The organism is Pseudarthrobacter sp. NPDC058329, assembly GCF_042879835.1.
Classification (GTDB): Bacteria; Actinomycetota; Actinomycetes; order Actinomycetales; family Micrococcaceae; genus Arthrobacter.
In genome coordinates this window covers 90849-112365 of the sequence record NZ_JBHVZR010000007.1, presented here as the reverse complement: position 1 = coordinate 112365, position 21517 = coordinate 90849, and the positions used below count along the sequence as shown (strand labels likewise).

At 66.0% G+C, this 21517-nt stretch carries 19 protein-coding genes; 8 read left to right on the top strand and 11 right to left on the bottom strand.

What is annotated here, in order from left to right:
• Window positions 1-170 precede the first annotated feature (170 nt).
• The 5 genes from ACFVYC_RS11560 to ACFVYC_RS11540 all read right to left on the bottom strand — a co-directional run bounded on the left by ACFVYC_RS11560 (window position 171) and on the right by ACFVYC_RS11540 (window position 5464).
• Complete coding sequence (locus ACFVYC_RS11560) at window positions 171-1850, bottom strand: MDR family MFS transporter (protein WP_387549944.1); 1680 nt, start codon at window positions 1848-1850, stop codon at window positions 171-173.
• Window positions 1847-2512 carry a TetR family transcriptional regulator gene (locus ACFVYC_RS11555; RefSeq protein ID WP_387549943.1) on the bottom strand — a complete coding sequence of 222 codons (666 nt, stop codon included), beginning with the start codon at window positions 2510-2512 and terminating at the stop codon, window positions 1847-1849. The genes ACFVYC_RS11560 and ACFVYC_RS11555 overlap by 4 nt, the downstream gene beginning before the upstream one ends.
• A gap of 142 nt (window positions 2513-2654) precedes the next feature.
• Window positions 2655-4082 carry a class II fumarate hydratase gene (locus ACFVYC_RS11550; protein ID WP_387549941.1) on the bottom strand — a complete coding sequence of 476 codons (1428 nt, stop codon included), beginning with the start codon at window positions 4080-4082 and terminating at the stop codon, window positions 2655-2657.
• A 76-nt stretch (window positions 4083-4158) separates the two neighbouring features.
• Entirely contained in the window at window positions 4159-4773 is a 615-nt protein-coding gene (locus tag ACFVYC_RS11545; protein ID WP_387549939.1) for a carbonic anhydrase, read from the bottom strand.
• A 10-nt stretch (window positions 4774-4783) separates the two neighbouring features.
• Entirely contained in the window at window positions 4784-5464 is a 681-nt protein-coding gene (locus ACFVYC_RS11540; RefSeq protein ID WP_387550092.1) for a DUF4245 domain-containing protein, read from the bottom strand.
• Between the two features lie 225 nt (window positions 5465-5689).
• On the opposite strand from ACFVYC_RS11540, the gene glpX reads away from it, so the two are divergent.
• Together glpX and ACFVYC_RS11530 are read left to right on the top strand one after the other, a co-directional pair.
• The gene (gene glpX, locus ACFVYC_RS11535; RefSeq protein ID WP_307095921.1) at window positions 5690-6712 is read left to right on the top strand and encodes a class II fructose-bisphosphatase; all 1023 of its coding nucleotides are present in this window, start codon (window positions 5690-5692) and stop codon (window positions 6710-6712) included.
• 86 nt (window positions 6713-6798) lie between these two features.
• Window positions 6799-7854: a lipid II:glycine glycyltransferase FemX gene (locus tag ACFVYC_RS11530; RefSeq protein ID WP_387549937.1), complete on the top strand. Its 1056-nt coding sequence runs from the start codon at window positions 6799-6801 to the stop codon at window positions 7852-7854.
• A 71-nt stretch (window positions 7855-7925) separates the two neighbouring features.
• Here ACFVYC_RS11530 and manA read toward each other — a convergent pair whose 3' ends face one another.
• Genes manA through ACFVYC_RS11510 form a run of 4 tightly spaced genes read right to left on the bottom strand, consistent with a single transcriptional unit; the run spans window position 7926 to window position 12673 of the window.
• Complete coding sequence (manA, locus tag ACFVYC_RS11525; RefSeq protein ID WP_387550090.1) at window positions 7926-9194, bottom strand: mannose-6-phosphate isomerase, class I; 1269 nt, start codon at window positions 9192-9194, stop codon at window positions 7926-7928.
• A 38-nt stretch (window positions 9195-9232) separates the two neighbouring features.
• Entirely contained in the window at window positions 9233-10885 is a 1653-nt protein-coding gene (locus ACFVYC_RS11520; RefSeq protein WP_387549935.1) for an LCP family protein, read from the bottom strand.
• A 10-nt stretch (window positions 10886-10895) separates the two neighbouring features.
• Complete coding sequence (gene purE, locus ACFVYC_RS11515) at window positions 10896-11480, bottom strand: 5-(carboxyamino)imidazole ribonucleotide mutase (protein WP_387549933.1); 585 nt, start codon at window positions 11478-11480, stop codon at window positions 10896-10898.
• Entirely contained in the window at window positions 11477-12673 is a 1197-nt protein-coding gene (locus ACFVYC_RS11510) for a 5-(carboxyamino)imidazole ribonucleotide synthase (protein WP_387549931.1), read from the bottom strand. The genes purE and ACFVYC_RS11510 overlap by 4 nt, the downstream gene beginning before the upstream one ends.
• 173 nt (window positions 12674-12846) lie before the next feature.
• Between ACFVYC_RS11510 and ACFVYC_RS11505 the strand changes: the two genes are divergently transcribed.
• Window positions 12847-13416 carry a GtrA family protein gene (locus ACFVYC_RS11505; protein ID WP_387549929.1) on the top strand — a complete coding sequence of 190 codons (570 nt, stop codon included), beginning with the start codon at window positions 12847-12849 and terminating at the stop codon, window positions 13414-13416.
• A 21-nt stretch (window positions 13417-13437) separates the two neighbouring features.
• Here the strand turns inward: ACFVYC_RS11505 and ACFVYC_RS11500 are convergent, their stop codons facing one another.
• On the bottom strand, window positions 13438-14136 hold the full coding sequence (locus ACFVYC_RS11500; protein WP_387549928.1) for a TIGR03089 family protein: 699 nt from the start codon (window positions 14134-14136) through the stop codon (window positions 13438-13440).
• Window positions 14137-14508: 372 nt separating this feature from the next.
• On the opposite strand from ACFVYC_RS11500, the gene ACFVYC_RS11495 reads away from it, so the two are divergent.
• Genes ACFVYC_RS11495 through ACFVYC_RS11485 form a run of 3 tightly spaced genes read left to right on the top strand, consistent with a single transcriptional unit; the run spans window position 14509 to window position 20049 of the window.
• Window positions 14509-15039: a WhiB family transcriptional regulator gene (locus ACFVYC_RS11495; RefSeq protein ID WP_387549927.1), complete on the top strand. Its 531-nt coding sequence runs from the start codon at window positions 14509-14511 to the stop codon at window positions 15037-15039.
• Window positions 15040-15068: 29 nt separating this feature from the next.
• Window positions 15069-18395: a glycosyltransferase gene (locus ACFVYC_RS11490; RefSeq protein ID WP_387549926.1), complete on the top strand. Its 3327-nt coding sequence runs from the start codon at window positions 15069-15071 to the stop codon at window positions 18393-18395.
• Complete coding sequence (locus ACFVYC_RS11485) at window positions 18388-20049, top strand: DUF5719 family protein (RefSeq protein WP_387549924.1); 1662 nt, start codon at window positions 18388-18390, stop codon at window positions 20047-20049. The genes ACFVYC_RS11490 and ACFVYC_RS11485 overlap by 8 nt, the downstream gene beginning before the upstream one ends.
• A gap of 65 nt (window positions 20050-20114) precedes the next feature.
• On the opposite strand, the gene ACFVYC_RS11480 is transcribed toward ACFVYC_RS11485, so the two are convergent.
• Window positions 20115-20615: a metallopeptidase family protein gene (locus tag ACFVYC_RS11480; RefSeq protein ID WP_387549923.1), complete on the bottom strand. Its 501-nt coding sequence runs from the start codon at window positions 20613-20615 to the stop codon at window positions 20115-20117.
• Between the two features lie 121 nt (window positions 20616-20736).
• Between ACFVYC_RS11480 and ACFVYC_RS11475 the strand changes: the two genes are divergently transcribed.
• Entirely contained in the window at window positions 20737-21126 is a 390-nt protein-coding gene (locus ACFVYC_RS11475; RefSeq protein ID WP_387549921.1) for a DUF3499 domain-containing protein, read from the top strand.
• Between the two features lie 77 nt (window positions 21127-21203).
• Entirely contained in the window at window positions 21204-21455 is a 252-nt protein-coding gene (locus ACFVYC_RS11470; RefSeq protein WP_387549920.1) for a Trm112 family protein, read from the top strand.
• Window positions 21456-21517: the final 62 nt, after the last annotated feature.

Genomic DNA, 21517 nt, shown 5'->3' with positions numbered 1-21517 from the left:
ACCTATATAAAACCCCCTACTTGGGCCGCCTGGGTTTTTTTTTTTTATCCCCCTGGTACCCAACAAACCCGTTCCCCCACCCGCCCGGGGGGGGGCCCCCCAACCCCCGGTTTGGGGGCGCCCTGCCGGCCTGGCCGGCAACCTGAAGGCAGCCGGCCGTACGACGGAGGTCAGTTGCGCTGGGAGACCAGCTCGCCGTCGTCGTCCTTGACGTTGTCCCGCTGCCCCAGGGCGTCAGCCGCCGCCTCCGAACCCGGCAGGCCGGCGGCGAGGCGCTCGGCCTCGTCTCCACCGACGGCTTCGCCGCGGGCCACCATCCCGGCCGTGTCCGAGAGCGGGATCTGCTTCAGCGTGACGGCAAGGATCAGCGCCACCGCAATGAACGGTATGAGGTACCAGAACACCGGGGCGAGCGACTCCGCGTAGGCGTTGACGATTGCATCGCGCAGCTGCTCCGGAAGCTGGCTCAGTGCCTGCGGATCCAGGGTGCTGGTGGACTGGGCTGCCTGGTCCGCGGAGGCACCCGCGCCGGTGAACGCGCTGGTCAGGGACTCCGAGAGCCTGTTGGTGAAGATCGCACCGAAGATCGCGACGCCCATGGCTGCGCCCACCTCGCGGAAGTAATTGTTGGTGCTGGTGGCCGTGCCGATCTGTTCGGCGGGGACGGCGTTCTGCACTACAAGGACCACCACCTGCATGATCAGGCCCAGACCGGCCCCGAAAACGAACAGCTGGACGCAGATGACCCAGATGGGGGTGCTGGCGGCGAGGGTGGTCATCCAAAGCATGGCGGCCATGGTGAGGGCCGCTCCGAGGATGGGATACATCCTGTAGAGGCCCGTTTTGGAGATCCGGATGCCCGAGTAGATGGACGTGCCCATCAGGCCGGCCATCATGGGCAGCATCAGCAGGCCGGACTCGGCCGCCGAGGTGCCGGAGGACATCTGCAGGAACGTGGGAACGAAAGCGATGGCGGAGAACATGCCCAGGCCCAGGGTAAAGCCGATGGCCGTGGCGTTGACGAAGATCCGGTTGCGGAACAGGCTGAGCGGAATGATCGGATCCTCGGCGCGGCGCTCCACCATCACGAACGCGGCTGCGGAAAGGACCATGCCGGCACCAAAGGCCCAGGTGAGGGGGGAGTCCCAGCCTTCGTCTTTCTTGCCGCCGAAATCGGTGAAGAAGATCAGGCACGTGGTGGCGGCGGACAGCAGCACAACACCCAGGATGTCGATCCGCTTTTCGGCCTTTTTATTGGGCAGTGTCAGGGTGAACCAGGCGATGGCGAAGGCTGCGATGCCGATGGGGATGTTGATGTAGAAGGCCCATTCCCACGTCATGTGGTCCACAAAAAAGCCGCCGAGCAGGGGGCCTGCCACTGCGGAGAGGCCGAAGATCGCGCCGAGCGGACCCATGTACTTGCCGCGGTCCTTGGCCGGGACAATGTCCGCGATGATGGCCTGGGACAGGATCATCAGTCCGCCGCCGCCGAGGCCCTGGATGGCCCGGAAGATCACGAAGCCCCAGAAATCGGTGGCAAGGGCACAGCCCACCGACGCCAAGGTGAACAGTGCGATGGCAACCAGGAACAGGTTGCGCCGGCCCAGGACGTCACCGAACTTGCCGTAGATGGGCATCACGATGGTGGTGGCCAGCAGGTACGCCGTGGTGATCCAGGCCTGGTGTTCCACGCCGCCCAGCTTGCCCACGATGGTGGGCATGGCGGTGGAGACGATGGTCTGGTCAAGGCTGGAGAGCAGCATGCCGGCGATGAGCGCCGAGAAGATGATCCAGATGCGTTTTTGGGTCAGCAGCAGGGGACCCGCTGGTGGTTTGGTGGCGATACTCATGGGTGTCCTTCTGCGGGTACGGGATTCTCAAAGGGTTGGGAAAACAGCCGGCGGGCTGCGGTGACGTTTTCCAGGAAGAGCTCCGGGTAGGGGCGGGTGTTGCCGTCGGAGAAATAGACCATGCTGCTTTTGCGGGCGATGTTGCCGAGCAGGACAACGGCCATCTGGACTACAGGATGACTGGGGTCCACGCCTTCACGGCTGGCCAGGACGCGGGCGAATTCGGCCTCGCGCTCTTCCGTTGCGCCGATAATCCGCAGCATCAGCTGGGGTTCCTTTTTGATGACGCCGATCAGTTGGCGGGTTTCCTCTTCGGAAGCGGCCATGCTGTCGGACAGTTTCAACGAAAGCCCGATGAGGTCCTGGAAAAGAGTGGGGGAGATGTCGCCGGAACGGGACGCCTGGCCGCCGGCAATAAAATCCTCGATGACATCGGCCGGGATCTCGTCATCAATGTGGCCAAGGATGGCGTCTTCCTTGGTGGGAAAGTAGTTAAAGAACGTGCGGCGGGATATGTCCGCCTGTTCGCAGACCTCTTCCACGGTGTAGCCGTTCAGCCCGCGTTCCGCGGTCAGCTTCCGGGCAATTGACGTCAGGGCAGCTCGCGTCGCCGCGCGTTTGCGCTCGCGGCGGCTGCCCTCGAATTCTGCACTATCGTTCACAAAGTATACTTTTGCACTATAGAAAAATAAGTGCAACTTTGCGCTGCAAAGCGCTGGAGTTACCGGCAGAGGACGACGGCGGCCGCCCGCCTTCGCTGGGAAGGTGGGCGGCCGCCGTCGTGCTTTGTGGGCGTAAGGGAGGTCAGGCCTTGTGCGCCGGAGCCGTCATGGTGGTGACGTCCAGGGCCTTGTCGAGATCGGCCTCGGTAACCTTGCCTTCGCCCTCGCCGACGAAGCCGAGCTTCACGGTTGCCTGGCGGACCGTGAGGCCCTCGGCTACGGCCGTCTTGGCGATCTTGGCGGCGTTCTCGTAGCCGATGTACTTGTTCAGCGGCGTCACGATGGACGGCGATGCCTCGGCCAGGAAGCGGGCCCGCTCCACGTTGGCGGTGATGCCGTCGATCATCTTGTCCGCCATCACCCGGCTGGTGTTGGCCAGCAGGCGGACGGACTCGAGCAGGTTGGCGGCCATCACGGGGATGCCCACGTTCAGCTCGAAGGCGCCGTTGGTTCCGGACCAGGCGATGGCGGTGTCATTGCCGATGACCTGGGCGCAGACCATGATGGACGCTTCGCAGATGACCGGGTTGACCTTGCCGGGCATGATCGAGGAGCCCGGCTGGAGGTCCGGGATGGCGATTTCGCCGAGGCCGGTGTTGGGGCCCGAGCCCATCCAGCGGAGGTCGTTGTTGATCTTCATAAACGAGATGGCGATGTTGCGCAGCTGGCTGGACGCCTCGATGAGGCCGTCGCGGTTGGCCTGTGCCTCAAAGTGGTCGCGGGCTTCGGTCAGCGGAAGGCCCGTGTCGGTGGCCAACAGTTCGATAACGCGCTCGGGGAAGCCGGCGGGCGTGTTGATGCCGGTGCCCACGGCCGTGCCGCCCAGGGGAACTTCGGCGACGCGGGGGAGCGAGGCGTTGATGCGCTCGATGCCGTAGCGGACCTGCGCCGCGTAGCCGCCGAACTCCTGGCCCAGCGTCACCGGGGTGGCGTCCATGAGGTGCGTGCGGCCGGACTTGACTACGTCCTTGAACTCCACGGCCTTGCGCTCCAGGGACTCGGCGAGGTAGCCGAGGGCCGGGATGAGGTCGTTGATCAGGGCGGACGTGGCAGCAACGTGCACCGACGTGGGGAAGACGTCGTTGGAGGACTGCGAGGCGTTGACGTGGTCGTTCGGGTGGACAACCTTGTCGCTGCCGGCGGCCTTCAGGGCGCGCGTAGCCAGTTCCGCCAGGACCTCGTTGGTGTTCATGTTCGAGGACGTGCCGGAGCCGGTCTGGAAGACATCAATGGGGAAGTCGCCGTCGTACTTGCCGGTGGCCACCTCGTCCGCTGCGTCTGCGATGGCCTTGGCAAGCTCGCCGTCGAGCACACCCAGTTCAGCGTTGGCCTGGGCGGCAGCCTTCTTGACCCGGGCCAGCGCCTCGATGTGGGCACGTTCCAGGGTCTTGCCCGAGATGGGGAAGTTCTCCACTGCCCGCTGCGTCTGCGCGCGGTACAGTGCGTTCACGGGGACGCGGACTTCGCCCATCGTGTCATGTTCAATACGGAACTCTTCAGTGGAAGTCATGGGGCTAGCTTAGGGCGATCCGGCATCCCATCGAAAACCGTGAAGAGCATGCTACGGGCGGGTTTTCACCCCTGCGCTAGAGCTCGCCGATCCCGGAAACAACGTTGGCGCGGCCCTCGGCCAGACTGTACGAGAGGCCGATGACGGCTGTGCGCCCGCTTTCAACTGCGTCGGAAATCACACGCGAGCTGTCCACCAGCCGCTGGGAGGTCTGCTTGACGTGCTCCACCACCATGTCGTTGACCTCGTGCTTGTCCTGGCGCATGGAGGTCAGCACCGACGGCGTGATGCGCTCAACCAGGTCCCGGATGAAGCCGGGCGGCATCTCGCCGGTGTCCACAGCGGCCTTGGTTGCGCTGACGGCACCGCAGCTGTCATGTCCCAGGATGGCGATCAGCGGTACCCCGAGCACGCCGACGCTGTACTCCAGCGAGCCGAGGACGGCGTCGTCAATGACCTGTCCCGCGGTGCGCACCACAAAAACGTCACCGAGGCCGACGTCGAAGATGATTTCTGCTGCAAGCCGTGAGTCCGAGCAGCCAAAAATTACGGCGAAGGGGTGCTGGTTTTCCACCAGGGAGGACCTGCGGGAGGAGTCCTGGTTCGGGTGGGAGGATTCGCCGGCAACGAAGCGTTCATTTCCTTCGCGCATCCGGCGCCAGGCGAGGGCAGGCGTCAGGTAGGTAGTCACCCGCCTTACCTTACGGTGCAGTACTGGCCTCAGGGGAAACTGTGACGGCAGGGTTGCTGTCCATGGATTTCACGACGGCGTCCGCCAGGGTGGCGAATTCGTCGAGTTGGGCGGCGCCGGCGAGGATGACGGTGGTCCCGCGGTACTCCAGCACCATCGACTTCTCACCCTTGCCCGTATCGCGCAGCTGCCATTCCTGGCCGCCGGCGTTCCGGGTGCCGGTGACCGGAGCGTTCCGTGTCTGCTGGAGGAGCCAGGTGGGGTTCGCGGTGCGGGTCTGGACCAGTCCAATAAAGGACTCCTTCGGTGTGATGTAGCCGACCTCCCATGCCGGTACTCCGCTGCTGGTGCCGGCTTCCCACCGGGCGTAGTTCGCGCGGAAGGAGTTGCCGGTGTCCGCCGCTGCCGGTGTGAATCCCGCCACATCCGTCGCGTTCCGGGCTGCGGCGCTGACATCGATGTCCGGACGGTAGCCGTCGGTCTTGGGGGAGGGATTCATCAGGACAATGGGCAGGAAGGCTGCGATGCTCACCACCAGGGCAATGATCATGCCGATTACCGATGCGTTGGCCCGCTTGGCTGCTGCCGCCGGAATAACAGGCTTAACCGTGCCCTGCCCGCCGGATGCGCTGGATCCGCTGTTGCTGCCGGGACCGGCTGGTTCGGGGGTGGGATTGGTTTTTTCCTGCATTTCATTCACCCCTCTATAGTCGCCCATCCCGGTGCGCAACTCACACTCAGGGCGCCCGGCCCCGGATCCCCGGCCTCCGCCCACATTGCGCGGCCGCGTCATCCCGCCGCCGGAACCCGGTGCCGCGACTATGATCAATATCAGAGGAATCATCGCTCTGCTGCACCGGCTGGGCGGGTTCAATGATCGCCACTCGAAGAAGAGGTTCACGTGTCACCAGCGTCCATGACCCAGAAGTACTCCACGATCTCACCGTCCCTGGCGGTGGGCAACGATGAGCCGGACCGCAACCTTGCCCTCGAGCTCGTCCGCGTTACCGAAGCAGCAGCAATCGCCGGCGGGCACTGGGTAGGCTTCGGCGACAAGAACACGGCCGACGGCGCCGCCGTTGACGCCATGCGCTCTTTCCTCCAGACCGTCCACTTCAATGGCGTCGTGGTCATCGGTGAAGGCGAAAAAGACGAAGCCCCCATGCTCTTCAACGGCGAACGGGTTGGCGACGGCACCGGCCCGGAATGCGATGTGGCAGTTGACCCCATCGACGGGACGCGGCTCACCGCCCTGGGCATCAACAACGCCCTGGCCGTCCTGGCTGTTGCCGAGCGTGGCTCGATGTTCGACCCCTCCGCCGTGTTCTACATGGAGAAGCTCGTCACGGGCCCGGAAGCCGCAGACATGGTGGACCTTCGCCTCCCCGTCAAGCAGAACCTGCACCTGATCGCCAAGGCCAAGGGCGTCAAGGTGAACCAGCTGAACGTGATGATCCTCGACCGTGACCGCCACCGCCCGCTGGTGGAGGAGATCCGCGAAGCCGGCGCCCGCACCAAGTTCATCATGGACGGCGACGTTGCCGGCGCTATCGCCGCTGCCCGCTCCGGTACCGGCGTGGATGCGCTGATGGGCATCGGCGGCACCCCCGAAGGCATCGTTGCGGCCTGTGCCATCAAATCCCTGGGTGGCGTTATCCAGGGCCGGCTCTGGCCCACCAGCGACGAAGAGAAGCAGAAGGCCCTCGACGCCGGCCACGACCTGGACCGGGTCCTCTCCACAAACGACCTCGTTTCCAGCGACAACTGCTACTTCGCCGCCACCGGCATCACCGACGGCGACCTGCTCAAGGGCGTCCGGTACTCCAAGGACAAGGTCCTCACCCAGTCCATCGTGATGCGCTCCAAGTCCGGCACCATCCGCTTTGTGGACGGCGAGCACCAGGCCAGCAAGTGGGAAGGCTACGCCCGCAAGAGCTGATCCTTCCCGCTTGGCACAGATCCCCGGCAGCACCGCAGCGTGCTCCGGGGATCTGCCGTTTGAGGCCTTGGTATAGGGTTGAAGCCATGATTCCTGCTGTTGTGCCCTGTACTGACCGCGCCCTCTGGGACGAATACGTTGACCGGTTCCAGGGACACCCGCAGCAGCTCTGGGGCTGGGGCGAAACCAAGGCGATGCACGGCTGGTCCGTGGACCGGGTCCTGATCAACGACGGCGAGGACACGGTGGGCTGCGCCCAGTTGCTGGTACGCCGGCTTCCGTTCCCCTTCCGCGCCCTGGTGTACATTCCCCGGGGCCCGATGTGTTCAGTGGAAAACGCCCCGGCCGTCCTCGGCCACCTGGCAGACCATGCAGCCGTCCGCCACCGCGGCGTCGCCCTGAGCATCGAACCGGATTGGGACGGGGATTCGGACTTCGCAGGCGCCGTGGCCTCGGCCGGCTTCCGGACAACCACCAATACCGTCCTCATTCCGCGGACGCTCATCCTTGACCTCACCCGCACTGACGATGAGCTGATGGCGGAAATGTCCAAGTCCACCCGGGCGAACATCCGCAAGGCGGTGCGCAGCGACGTGGAGTTCCGCAAGGTGAAAAACGACGCCGAACTCGAGCAGGTGCTCGCGATCTACCATGAGACCGCTGAGCGGGCCGGCTTCGGCCTCCATGAGGACCAGTACTACCGGGACATCTTCAGCAACATGGGAGACGGCTCACCGATTATCGCAGCCGTCGACGGCGAGCAGATGCTGGCCTTCGTCTGGCTGGCCAAAAGTGGGTCCACCGCCTTCGAGCTGTACGGCGGCGTCTCCTCCGAAGGGCAAAAGCAGCGCGTCAATTACGGTGTGAAGTGGGCAGCCCTGCAGGCCATGCGGGAAGACGGGTGCTCCCGCTACGACTTCAACGGCCTCCTCAACGACGGCATTTCCGACTTCAAGAAGCAGTTCGCGAAGCACGAAAACATGCTCCTGGGCACCTGGGAAAAGCCGCTCTCACCGTTCTACCCGGCCTACGCCCAGGCCATGCCCCTGGCGCGCCGCGGTCTTCAGACGGCGCGGCGGCTGCTGAAGAGCGCTGCCGGCCAAGTACGGCCGGTGGTCCGGAAGCTGCGCCCCGGCAAGTAGCTGCGCCACCACAAAGGGCGACGACGGCACCTGCCCGGGTGCCGTCGTCGCCCTATTGCTGTTGGTGGCTTCTAGCCGCGTGCGGCAGACGGCCGCAAGCCTGTGGTCACCGCAAATGCCAGCGCCGGCCCGGTGCTTCCAGCCACCGGATGAACGTTGACGGGGGCCTCGGCGGCAGCCAGGAAAGCGCTGCCGCCCCGGGAAAGCTGCAGGTCGCCCTTGGGTGAGTCCAGGTAGACATCACCGGCAACCACAATCACCACTGCCGCGCCGGACTGGGCCAGCGGGACCGGCGCCGCACCGGGCGCGAGTTCGATGCGCTGCAGCTGGAACTCCTCAAAGGGTGGGCGGAAGAGCTCCTGGTCCATCACCGTCAGTTCGGCGTCAAGCATCGGCACCGCCACCGGCTGGAAATCAATGGTCCGCAGCAGCTCGGGGACGTCAACGAACTTCGGGGTCAGCCCGCCCCGCAGGACGTTGTCCGAGGACGCCATGACCTCAACACCCAGGCCATGCAGGTAAGCGTGGACGTTTCCGGCGGGCAGGTAGACAGCCTCACCCGGCTCAAGCGAGATGCGGTTAAGCAGCAGCGAGATCAGGACGCCGGGATCGCCGGGATACTTCTCATTGAGGCTGATCGCTGTGGACAATTCGGCGTCAAAGGGAGCCAGCGGAGCTCCGGAAAGCAAGGCGGCCACCACCAGGGCGGTATCCTCAGACACTGCCTCACCGCCGGAGATCAGGCGCTCGAACGCCTTCCGCAGGCCGGCGCCTTCGTTGGTGTCCTCAAGATCCGCCAGCAGGGCGCTGATCAGTGCCGGCGCGGCGCCCTCGACGGCGTCAAACGCGGCGGCGACGTGCTGCAGGATTTCCCGGGCCTGCGCTGCCGGACGGAAGCCGCACAGCGCCTCAAACGGCGTCAGGGCAAGGATCATCTCGGGCTTGTGGTTGTCGTCCCGGTAGTTCCTGTTCGGCGCATCCGGGGCAAGGCCCTCCGCGTTCTCCCGGGCGAAGCCTGCCCGGGCCTGCTCCAGGCTGGGGTGGACCTGCAGGGATAACGGCTGGGCGGCCGCCAGGATCTTGGCGAGGAAGGGCAGGCGGGGACCGAAACGTGCCACGGAGTCTGCGCCCAGGAAATGCTCCGGGTCGCCCGCGATCAGGGCGTCCAGGGCGGCAGCGGATCCGTCCTCCGGCAGGCGGGCCACGGACGGAGAGTCAGGGTGCGCACCGATCCACAACTCTGCTTCGGGGCCACCCGACTCCGGCCGCCCCAGCAAGGCGGCGATCGCCGTCGTCGATCCCCAGGCGTAGTCCCGGAGGACATTGTCAATCTCGTACAAGGCGGTGTCCGTTCCGTAGGTAGGTTTGGTGGCGGTGGCTACAACGGGGCGCACTGGCCGTTGGTTGCCACGAGTTCGCGGATGGCCTGTTCGTTGCCCTGGCTCTTGAGCGCGTTGAGCATCGCTTCGGTGATCGGCTCACCGTCAGGGGTGGTGGTCACGGACGTGAAGTCCGACGGCGGGGGAGACTGCTGCGCCCGGGTGCTGCCGGCAAGCAGCGGAGCGGCCGGGTATCGTCCGGGCGCAGCCTGCAGCTGTCCGCCGACGGCGCTGGGCTCCACCATCGCGTCATCCGGCAACCCGGCGGACTGGGCTTCCGACGCCGAGGCCAGCAGCTGGTCCACCCGGGCGTGGATGACGTCGAAGTCGGGAACGGTGGAGAAGGACGCGTCAAAGTCCGGCGGACCGATGGTAAGCCGCTTGATGTCCTGGCCCTTTGCCTTGATGGCCAGGTCCACGAAGCTGCCGAGCTGCGAGGAGGAGATGTTGGAGTCCACCACCTTGGTTCCCGCGTTGGCGATCTCCTCGAACTTGGCCAGCAATGTGGCGGGGTCCAGCTGCTTGAGCATCGCCTGCTGTACGCACTGCTGGCGCTGGATGCGGGCATAGTCGTCCACGAATTCACGTGACCGTCCGTACCAGAGAGCATGGTAGCCATCCAGCGTCTGGTCGCCCGCGGCGATCCAGCCCAGGGGCATGCCGTGGATGCCCCTGGCCTCATCAATGGTCTCGCCGCTGATGGGCACCCAACCCCCGGCCTTGATCCTGATGCCGCCCATGGCGTCGATAAGCTTGGAGAAGCCTTCCATATCCACCAGCACGTACGCCTGCACCGTGATTCCCAGCGTCCCGGAAACTGCCTCGAGCGTTGCCTGGGCGCCGGGATCTGCCACGCCCGGATAGAGGTCTGCGTGCTCGTTGGTCACTTCGGTGTTGATGGCGTTGATCAGGCATGCATCGCCGCAGTCGTAGCCGTCAGGGTAGATGGCCCGCATGGGGGAGTCCTCGCTGAACCGGGCGTTCTGGAGGTTCCGGGGCACGGAGATGATGGCGGTTTGGCCGGTCTTGGCATCGACGCTCAGGACCGAAAGGCTGTCCGTGCGCCTGCCGGTACGGTCATCACCGGCGTCCCCGCCCAGCATCAGGAAGTTGTAGCGGCCGTCCACGGGGTCGATCGCGGGGCCGGAGGAGAAGATGCTGCCGATCGCGTTGCGGCCCACATTGAGCAGGTAGGCGGCGTAACCGAGCGTTCCGCTGCCCAGGACCATCGCCAAAACCAGCGAAATTACGACGGCGGGCCGTGCCGGCGGTGCCAGCAGGACCGGGCGGATGAGCCGCAGGGTATTGATAAACAAGATGGCCCAGCCGGCAGCGAGTGCCACCAGCAGGATCACGATGACCAGCGAGGCAAAGGGGTTGGTAACGATGTTGATGAGCAGGGTCCGGTTGAACAGCAGCAGCAGTACGGCAAGCAGCAGGACCGCCCATACGCAAAGCGTCACCCTCAGTGCCGCCCGTCCGAGTTTGCGGTCGCCCGCTACAAGCTGCGCGCTGCCCGGAACGAGGAGTGTCATCAGCACCAGCACGAAGCCGCGCTTGGTCCGGACCGGAGTGGAAGCGCTGACAGGGTAGCGGACCGGATCGGTAAGCGTTGTGTCCGAGGCTGACCGGGGGACCTTGCTGCTGGACATGGCCGCCTTCCTAACGGCTGCCCCGGAGCGGGCCGCTGCCTTCGGCGAAGACCTCGCTGACCTTCTGCCGCAGGTTTGCCCCCTTGCGCGAGGCTACGGCATTCAGGTCCGCGGCGAACTCTAGGAGGTCCGCGCGCAGTGATGCAGCAAGTTCGTCCGTGCCTGCTGCAAGCATCCGGACCGCCAGCAGTCCGGCATTGCGCGCGCCGGCGATGGAAACCGTGGCCACGGGAACACCTGCAGGCATCTGCACGATGGAGAGCAGGGAGTCCATGCCGTCCAGGGTCTTCAGCGGGACGGGCACTCCGATCACGGGGAGCGGAGTGACGCTGGCCAGCATCCCTGGCAGGTGCGCGGCGCCGCCGGCGCCGGCGATGATCACCCGCAGCCCGCGCTCGTGGGCGGTTTGGCCGTAGCGGATCATTTCGGTGGGCATCCGGTGGGCGGATACAACGTCCGCTTCAAAGGGAATTCCAAACTCAGCCAGGGCGTCAGCCGCGGCTTCCATGACCGGCCAGTCCGAATCCGAACCCATCACCAGGCCTACCAGGGGCCTTGCTGCGGAACCCTGGGAAGGGGTGGTGTCGGCGCTCATGCTTTCTCCTCAAGAATTACTGGCGGTTCTTCGGCGGGTACCCGCCCATCCCGGATGATGCCTGCCACCGTTCCTGCGCGGCGCCGGACGGAGTCAACCTCGTCCGTGGATGATCCCACGAGGTTCACGTGGCCAATCTTGCGGCCCGGCCGTACCGACTTGCCGTAGCAGTGCACTTTGGCCGCCGGCTCGCTGGCCAGCGCCAGCGGGAAGGCGGAAAAAAGGTCCTGGTTGTCGCCGCCGAGAAAGTTCTTCATCACCACAACCGGGGCCAGCACATCGGTAGCCCCCAGCGGGAGGTTCAGGACCGCCCGGAGATGCTGTTCAAACTGGCTGGTCACCGACCCGTCCTGGGTCCAGTGCCCGGTGTTGTGGGGGCGCATAGCCAGTTCGTTAATGAGGAACCCTGCGCCGGAGCCCGGGGTTTCGAAGAGCTCCACGGCGAGGACCCCTGTCACTCCCAGCTCGTGCGCGATGCGCAAGGCGGCGTCCTCCGCGGCAGCTGCAACCTCCACCGGGATGTCCAGGGCAGGGGCGATGACTTCGTCGCACACCCCGTCCACCTGGATGGTGTGCACCACGGGCCAGGCCCGGGCTTCGCCGTCGGGCGTCCTGGCCACCAGGGCGGAAAGTTCGCGGGTGAACTCGACTTTTGCCTCCGCCAGGAGGGGGCTCATTGCCTCAAACCACGCAGCGGTTTCGGTAGCGTCCTCCGCGGAGTAGACGATCCGGACACCCTTGCCGTCGTAGCCGCCGCGGGGGGTCTTCAGGACCACCGGCCATCCGGTGTCCTCGCCGAAGCTGATGAGCGCGGCCACATCCGTCACCGACGCCCATACGGGGTTGGGCAGCTCCAGCCGGTCGATGGCGGCACGCATCACCAGCTTGTCCTGCGCATGGACGAGGGCATCGGGGCCGGGCTGGACGTTGACGCCGGCGTCCTGCAGTGCCCGGAGGTGGTCCGTGGGGACATGCTCATGGTCGAAGGTCATCACGTCCAGGCCCCGGGAGAACTCCAAGAGGGTCTGCAGGTCCTTGTAGTCGCCCACCGGTGAGGTGGACACTGCCGGAACAGCGGAAACGTCCTCGCCTTCGGCAAGGACACGGAGTTCAAAGCCGAGTGCAGTCGCGGCTGGGGCCATCATTCGCGCGAGCTGGCCGCCGCCAACCACACCTATTACTGGAAAAGTCACATATGCCAGCCTACCGAAGACAGCCAGGTATCCCGCTTTTGGGACGCAGCGGAGGCGGAGTTTCCGCCCTGCCCGCCGAATCGGGTGGCACCTGCGGGGGCTGCCCCTCAGCTTCGGGGGCTAAAATAGGCCTCTGGCCGAGTGGCCCATAGTTCCAACGGCCATGGAGGGTCATGTTTAACACACTTGCAGATCGCGTCCGCGGACTCGCCTCACTTTTCTGGCGTGAGGTAGCCAAGTTTGGAGCCGTAGGCGGTGTGGCATTCGTCATCGACAACGGCCTCACGTATTACCTGATGCATGGTCCGATGACGGACAGTGAGGCCAAGGCCCGGTTTGTTGGCGCCTCGGTGGCCACCATCTTTTCCTGGATCGCAAACCGTCTCTGGACCTTCCGGCACCGCCGGCAGGACAACGTGCTCCGCGAATTCGTGATGTTCATCCTCATCAACGGAATCGGCATAGGGATCTCCACAGGCTTCACTGCCCTGGCAAAATACGGGTTCGGCATCACCGACAAGAACATGCTCTTCTTCGCGGGTGTGGCAGGCATCCTTGTGGCCACGGTAGTGAGGTTCTTCGCGTACCGGTTCCTGGTGTTCAACAAGGAGCTGGACCAGGAACCGGAGTTCTCCCACGACCACGAACTCATCGAAATCCACCACCATGCCGCAGACAGCGTGAGCACCGGCGTGACGGAGCGGGAGCCATTCACGGAGGGCCCCGCCCAGCCCAAAAACTAAGGGCCGGGCCGCCTCAGCGCGTCAGCTGCCGTGGATGCGTTCCGCGGCCAGCAGCTTTTCAGTGGGTTCCACATCGGGGTGCGTCAGGACCACTGAACCCCCGCTCCGCCATGCGCCCAGAGCGTTGGCCAGCGCCGCCTCCAGTCCGTCCCGCCCCGGGATGTGCAGGCGCACGGACTCTTCGTGGGGCATGGCGAAACCGTCAAGCAAATCGTGGTGGGAGTGCCTTCGGCCGTCCTTGGCAACGATCGCGCAGGCAGAGGGGTCGGCCTCGGTGTGTTGCATAAACACGTCTCCGTGGGAGCGCACTTCAGCCGCGTAGTCCAGGTAGCCGGCCGGCAGTTCGCCAGCCCAGCGCATTGCCAGGGCCGGCAGCGCAACCGCCACGACGGCGTCGTACTTTCCTGCTGCCGATTCCGGCTGTGCCGTGGCGAGGAGTTCCGCCTCGCCGCCGTCGAGGACTGTTTCAAGGCCCAGCTGCCAGGCTGCCAGGGCCCATACCATTCCTTTCCAGTGTGCGGGCAGGTCCAACGCCAACCGCATGCCGGGTTCGGCGTCCAGTTCGACCTGGAGGAGGTTGCTGGTCTTTGCCACCCAGTTGTCCAGCACCTTTCCGGACAGCTCCACGCGCTCTGAGTCGGGGCCGTACCAGGTGAGGCGTGGGGCGGTGGAGTTGCCTGAGCGAAGGCTGGTCATCAGATCGATTGCCGGGGTAGTCATGGCTCAATCCTGCCATTGAGGACCGGCGCGGTCACTGGGGCGTGATGTCATTCGGCGCACGATGTTTTTGGTGTGACCTTCGTCTCAGGCAAAGACGCTGCACTTGTCACTGCAGGGCCCCGTGGGCCGGTAAAGTCCTGCGTTTTTGAGCCGTTGCGCTGCATAATCCGTGCGGTGATGGGTAGTGCCGGCAAAACTTCGGGCGTGGCGTGCACCAAGTTGGGGGCCTTTGGTGATTATTATCCGGGCAGCGGCTTGACTCACCCTAGTTACACGCGTGTAATTAGATAACTAAAGGCACCTGCGTAAATACCGGCACACAACCGAGTGTCCACGTATCCAGGCAGGAGCTGCAACATCAGGAGGGTCGCCGTGGGGCAAGCAGAGCGTATCCAGGAAGATGCCGTCGTGGCCGGCCAGGCAACGGCAAAATACCGTGCGCGGGGCGTACCCAGCGATTGGTACGTCGATCCGGCCGATCCTGACGCCGCGGAGCGGTACAACTCGAATAACAAGGACCTCCTGCAGGACCAGGCCACGGCTTTCCTTGCCGCGCACGAAGCACTCCTGGAGGGCGCCCAGGACCCCGAGGACGAGCTCGATCCGCCCATGGAGCTGGCGGCCGGAACGGCGCAGCCCGTCTGGATCGGGCTTCCGTTCCAGCAGGACTTTGCCGACGAAGGCGAGCTCGGCTGGCAGACCGATGCCCTGTGCGCCCAAACCGACCCCGAGGCGTTTTTCCCCGAAAAGGGTGGCTCCACCCGCGACGCCAAAAAGGTCTGTGGAGCCTGCAACGTGCGGTCCCAATGCCTTGAATACGCGCTGGCCAATGACGAACGGTTCGGCATTTGGGGAGGCCTGTCCGAGCGTGAGCGCCGGCGGCTAAGGAAGCGAGCAGTCTAATTCATCAGGATGTTCACGTCACTGCCGTTGTGGTCGCCCACAACGGCAGTGCCTATCTCCCCAGAACCCTGGCAGCCCTGGCGGACCAGACCCGGCCACCGGACTACGTCATCGGTGTCGATGCCGCTTCCCGGGATAATTCCAGGATCCTCCTTGAGCAGGCCCTGGGCGGAGCACATGTAGCAGGCCACCGCGGAAAGAGCGGCATGGGCGCTGCGGTGTCAGCAGGTCTTGCCGAACTCGCCCCTTGGCGGGGAGACCACGGCAAAGGACGGCCAGAGTGGATTTGGCTGCTTCATGATGACGCCGCGCCGGCTCCGGGAGCCCTGGCGGAACTTCTCCTGGCCGTCGAACGCGCACCCTCCGTCACAGTTGCCGGCTGCAAGCAGCTGGATTGGCACGCCGAACGCAAGCTCGTGGATGTTGGACTCTCGACCAGCCGCTGGGCCGAACGATTGACCCTCATTGACGCTGATGAACTCGACCAGGGGCAATACGACGGCCGCAGCGATACCTTTGCGGTGAACTCGGCGGGCATGCTGGTTCGACGCGACGTCTGGGAACAGCTTGGCGGTTTCGATTCCGCCCTTCCCGGCAGCGGCGACGACGTCGACTTCTGCTGGCGGAACCGGCTGGCGGGACACCGTGTGGTGGTGGTGCCTGCGGCCCGGATGTTCCATGTGGCCCACCGGCCCCAGGCCTTGGGCAACGCCGCGGCAGCCCGCAAGGCACAGGTCCACCTGCGGCTGAAGCACGCGCCGCTCTGGATGGTCCCCGTTCACGGTGTGGCGGCCCTTCTGGGCAGCATCTTCAAAATGGTGTTGAGTATCGCCGTGAAGGATCCCGGGCACGGCTTCACCCAGCTGGCAGCAACATGCGCGGCGCTGGGACGCCCCCGGGCCGTCTTGAGGGCAAGGGCGAACGCCAGGAAGTCACGCCGGATCCACCGGTCCGTCATTCGGAAACTCCAGACGCCCCGCCGTGAGGTCTGGAGCCACCGGCGCTCCCTCATGGAGGCCCTGGGCTCGGACGGCGCCGCCGCGGACCACCTCGAACACGACCCGTTGGCGAACCAGCCCACCGGCGACGCCGCCGATGACTTTGCGGCACTTGCCACCAGCAGGCGCGGCTGGGTGGGCAACGGTGCGCTGGCCGCGGTCATCATTGCCTCTGTTGCCTCCCTGCTGGGCTTGACCGGACTCTTCGGGGCCCCGGCAGTCTCCGGCGGTGCGCTCATTCCCGTCGCCACCGGCCTGGGCGACATCTGGCACCATGCGTCAGGCTGGTGGATATCGCTGGGTGCAGGGCTGCCGGGACGCGGTGACCCCTTCGGATATGTCCTCTGGGTCCTGGGTGTACTGGGCGGCGGTGACGCCAACGCCGCCCTGGCCTGGCTGCTGCTGCTCAGCACGCCGCTGTCCGGCCTCACCGCCTGGTTTGCGGCGGGCGGGCTGACGGTACGCCGCCGCCTCCGCCTGGCAGCAGCACTCTTCTGGGCCGCTGCCCCGGCCCTGCAGGTGGCCCTAAACCAGGGCCGGACCGGGGCCCTTGTTGCGCACATCATGATTCCACTGCTGGCACTGGCCCTGTTGCGGGCTACCGGCGCGGCGGTGGGACAAGGGCGTTTCGAGCTGCCGGCTCCCGGCGACCGCCCTTTGACCGACCGGCCACCAGCCAAACCCGGAATCAATGGAATGCCGTCATGGACGGCTGCAGCGGCGGCAGGCCTTGCCCTGGCCGTTGTGACCGCATCCGCGCCATCCCTGTTGGTACCGGCCACAGTAGTCATAGTCCTCTGTGGGCTCCTGCTGGGCCGGCGCGGCCGGACAGTGTGGTGGGCATTGCTGCCCACTGCGGCTTTGTTTATCCCGTTCGGCCTTTCAGCCTTGGACAGGCCGCGCGCCCTGCTGGCTGATCCCGGCATGCCGCTGGGTTTCGATGCCGCTCCGCTGTGGCAGCAGCTGCTCGGCCAGCCGCTTGAGTTCGGCGTCAACAGCGGCCTGGCAGGACTGCCGTACTTCGCGGACAGCACCGTGCCGTGGGCACTGTTGCTGTCGCTCCTCATTGCAGTCCCCGTCCTGCTCCTGGCCGTGGCGGGCATCGGCCTGCCCGGAAACCGGGCCGGAATTGCCAGGGCCCTGTGGGTCGTCGCCACCATTGCGCTGGCCGGAGGCTGGCTTGCGGGGCACGTGGCCACCGGCATGAATGCCGACACCATGGTCACCCCGTTCACCGGGCCGGCGGTTTCTGCAGCGGCCTTCGCACTGCTGGGTGCCGGCGTCGTGGGGGCTGAACGGCTGCTGGACACCGCAGACGTGTCAGTGGCAGGCGCTGGAAGGCACAAGACGGTCCTGAAGTCAGTGGCCGCCTGTGGCATGGTGCTCCTCCTGGTGGGACCCCTGGCGGGAATGGCGGCGTGGTCGGCGCAGAACATCCTCCGCCCATCTGTTGTTACCGCCCAATCGCCCGAGGCTTTCACGGCGCTGGGCACGCCGCGGCTCGTCGAGGCAGCAGGTGCGCGCACCCTCCCGGCAACGGCGATCGACCGCGGAACCGGGCCGGAACAGACACGCACCCTGTTGATCAGCACCGGCGAAAACGGCACGTACGACGCCTCCCTCATGAGGGGCGCGGGCACAACGTTGGACAGTCTTTCGGCCATCGCCTCGGTGCGGAACATCCTGGGCGCGCCGGGAGTGGAAACAGTGCGCGACGACGACGACGTCACCGCCGCGGTCCGCCGCGTGGTGGCAACGCTGGTGGCCGGCCAGGGCGTGGACCCCCGGACCGACCTCGAACAGCTCGGCGCCGGCTTTGTGGTTCTCCGTGCAGCAGATACAGCGGCCCAGCTCACGGCCAGCAGGATGGACGCGGTACCCGGGCTCATTGCAGTGGGCCAGACGGACGTCGGCTGGCTCTGGCGGATCACGCCGCTGAACCAGCCTGCCCTCCAGGCGGCGGACGTTGCCCACCGGGTGCGGGTTGTTGACGCGGAGGGTTCCACCATCGCGCTGGTCCCTTCAGGTTACGACGACGTCGATGCTGCTGTTCCCGAGGGACCGGAGGGCCGCCTGGTGGTGCTGGCGGAACGGGCGGATCCCGGCTGGAGCGCGTGGCTGGACGGCCGCAAACTGACGTCGACTACGTCGGGATGGTCCCAGGCTTTCACCCTCCCTGCCTCGGCCGGCCACCTCACGGTCCGCTACGGGAACCCGTGGGCCCTGTGGTCCGGGATCGCCCAGTTCACCGTCATTGGACTGACGGTAATGCTCGCCATCCCGATGCCCGCCCGGCGCCAGAAGACGGGTTTTTCCCGGGACGAAGGCTCGCTGCGTAAGGAACACCAGAATGCGTAACACATCCACAACCGCGGAAGCTTCAGAGGCAAACGGTGCCGTCGGCGTCGAACCCGCGGGAAGCCCGGAGCCTGCCAGGCGCCCGACTAAGGGGCGGAAGGCGCTGCTCTCCGGCCTGGCGTCCGCCGCCGTCGTGATCGCCGGTGCCGGCGCGGTTGTGGCTGCCGGGTCAGTCCTCCCGCAGCCGGTTTCCAGCCGCGCCCTGCCCGCGGGGGTCTCGGCAGTTCCAGCCGGAACCGCCGTTGGAGTCTGTCCGGGCCCCGCCCGGCTTCTGGAAGGCACCGAAGCGGGCACTGATCCGCAGTTCAGCCCGGAGTCGGACACTGCGGCAAGTTCGGTCACTGGGGCAGTGCTCAGCGCCGGCGGGGTGCTGCCGGCCAGCAGGTTGTTGGCACTCAGTGGAACCACCGCCGTCGAGATTGCCAAAGAGCCCGCCCAGGCCACTCCCGCGGGAAGCCCCCCGGAGCTCCTCGCAGGAGTGGTGGCAGGCCGTTCGGTGGACCAGGTCAGCGTCCTCAGCGCCGACGCCCTGGCAAACCAAAGGGCCTCTGCGGCCGCGGCCATGAGGTTCACGGCAACGGACGGCGACCTGCAGGGCACCGCGGCAGCCAATTGCCAGCAGCCGTCCAACGATCAATGGCTGGCCGGTGCCAGTACCACCGTGGGCCGTACGTCAATGCTGGTACTGACCAATGCGTCCACCACGCCGGCCACTGTCAGCCTGGAGCTTTTCGGGTCTGCCGGGCAGATCCAGGCACCCGGCAGCCGGGGGCTGCTGGTGGCGCCCGGTACCTCGCGGCCGGTGGTGCTCGCAGGCCTGGCCCCGGGGGAGGCCCAGTTGAGCGTGCACGTGCGCAGCGCCGGTGGCCCCATAGCAGCCGTCATCCAGCAAAGTGTCCTGCGCGGCCTGACACCTGGCGGCGTGGACTTCATCACGCCCGGAGCGGCGCCTGCCGTAAGGCAGGTTATGACCGGCGTTGATATCCAGGACCCCGGCCAGGTTGCGGCGGCCACCGGAAGGCCGGGCTACGAGGACGCCGGCCCGGCGCTGCAGCTGACCGTTCCCGGCCCCTCGGACGCCGTGGTGGAGGTCAAGCTCTACGGACGCGACGGCCAAAAGGCTTTGCCCAACGGGGGAGTCATCACTGCTAAAGCAGGCACCGCCACAGAGATTCCGCTGGCAGGCGTCCCGGCCGGACATTACACGGTGGTTGCATCGTCGGATGTCACCTTCGTCGCCGCCACCCGGGTCACTCGAGGCCTCAAGGACAGCAAAGCAGCCGACGTCGCGTGGGCAGCGTCGGGAGTGAGGCTTGGCAGCCAGCACGTAGTCCCCGTTCCACAGGGGGGCCAGCGCCACCTCGTTTTTGGTGCCCTCGACAACCGGGCAACCATCACCTATTCGGCCATCACCGCCGATGGCAAGGTCCGCGCAGCCTCCACCGCCGATATCGCCGGTGGAACCACGGCGTCCATCGCCATCCCTGAAAAGGCTGACGATTCCGCCGTCGTGGGATACGTGGTGTCAGCTTCAGGCGACGCCGCCTACGGAGCCCTGCTGGTGCAGCGTGACGGCAGGGACGACGTCTCGTCCCTGGCCTTCCTCCCCGCAGCGGCGGGCCAGGAAACGGTGCCCGTCACGCTGAGTTACTGATTTCCGGATGTCCGGTACTGGCCGCCAGCATGACGCGCCGGCCGGCAGCAGCCGGTGACCCGGGATCAGTACCGGCGGCGGTACACGGGATCCAGGGTCTCCGGGGCTACCCCCAGCATTTCTGCCGTGTGCTCCACCACCACGTCATGGACCAGATCATGGAGTTCTTCGACACTGCCGCACGCCTGCTCAACTACGCGCCGGTACACCGTGATCATGGGCCCGTCTTCGTCCGTCGCCGGGGAGTAGGAACCCATGGGGGCCGTGGTGGCATTCGCCGCCAACTGCTCGAGGTCCGGCGGGATTTCATCGACGCCGAACCGGACGCCGTCAAGGGTCTTGCCCCAGATGTCGTGCAGCCGTTGCGCGGAGTCCAGCACCATGTCATCGAAGCGGTCTGAGCGCGTGCGGTAACCGGGATGGGTGGGGAGCATCACCTCGCCGCGAAGGCCCCGTCCGTGGCGGTTCCGGCGGCGCATCATAAAGCTCTTGCCCGGCGACGCGGTGCCCTGGTCCGGGTCAGCCAACCGGACCGAAAAGCCTGATTCATGGTTCGATGACTGCATACATCGACTGTAAACCCGGGGGAGGATTTACGCGACACATGGGCGGCGTACCTGCCGGGGCGCGTCGACCCGGGGCGGCAATGCCGTGTTTTGCCTCCTGCACGGAGTAGTCTGTGATGTCGTGGGAGCTATCCGTCAGTGTTCAAGATCTGCGTGCCGCCAGTCAGCGGTAGCTACTCTGACGTACGTCTACGCCGACTCCACAGCGGTACTCGGTCCGCTGGCCACTTACGCCGAACCCCATTGCTACGACCTCTGCGAGCAGCACGCGGATTCCCTGACTGTCCCGCGGGGCTGGGAGGTCCTGCGTCTGGCAATGCCCTCCACTCCGCAGCAGCCGGGTCCGGACGACCTTCTGGCACTGGCCAACGCCGTCCGGGATGCCGCTGCCTTGCCCGCCCAGGCGCCGCCGACTTCCGGGAAGCGCGGCCCCCATTCGGCGCTCGAGGCACCGGCGGGAGCCGAAGGCGCCCGAAGGGGCCACCTCCGCATACTTCGGGAACCGTCCTGACGCGCATCTGGCGGTAGGCTGGAAGCTGCAATTCCGTCCGCTACCGGCGCCAGCGCGCCCGCCAGGGAGCATGAATAATGCCAAAGATCAGTCCTGAACTCCTGTCCGTCCTGCGTTGCCCCGTGACAGGGTCATCCCTGGTGCAGGAAGGCGAGGAACTTGTTGCAGCCGCCGCGGGCGAATCCGGAGTGAAGCCCCGCTACCCCATCGAGGACGGGATTCCCCTTCTCCTTCCGCCCGAACTGCTGGCGGCAGCGGCAGCGGCCGGATCGGACCAGCACGATTCAAACCACCACGAAACCGTCGCCGGCGCAGCCCAGGCCGTTTAGCCCTTCACCGGACAGCACAGACCACCAGCGCCAACGTCCCGGTCCCCGGGCCGGGCGTTGCA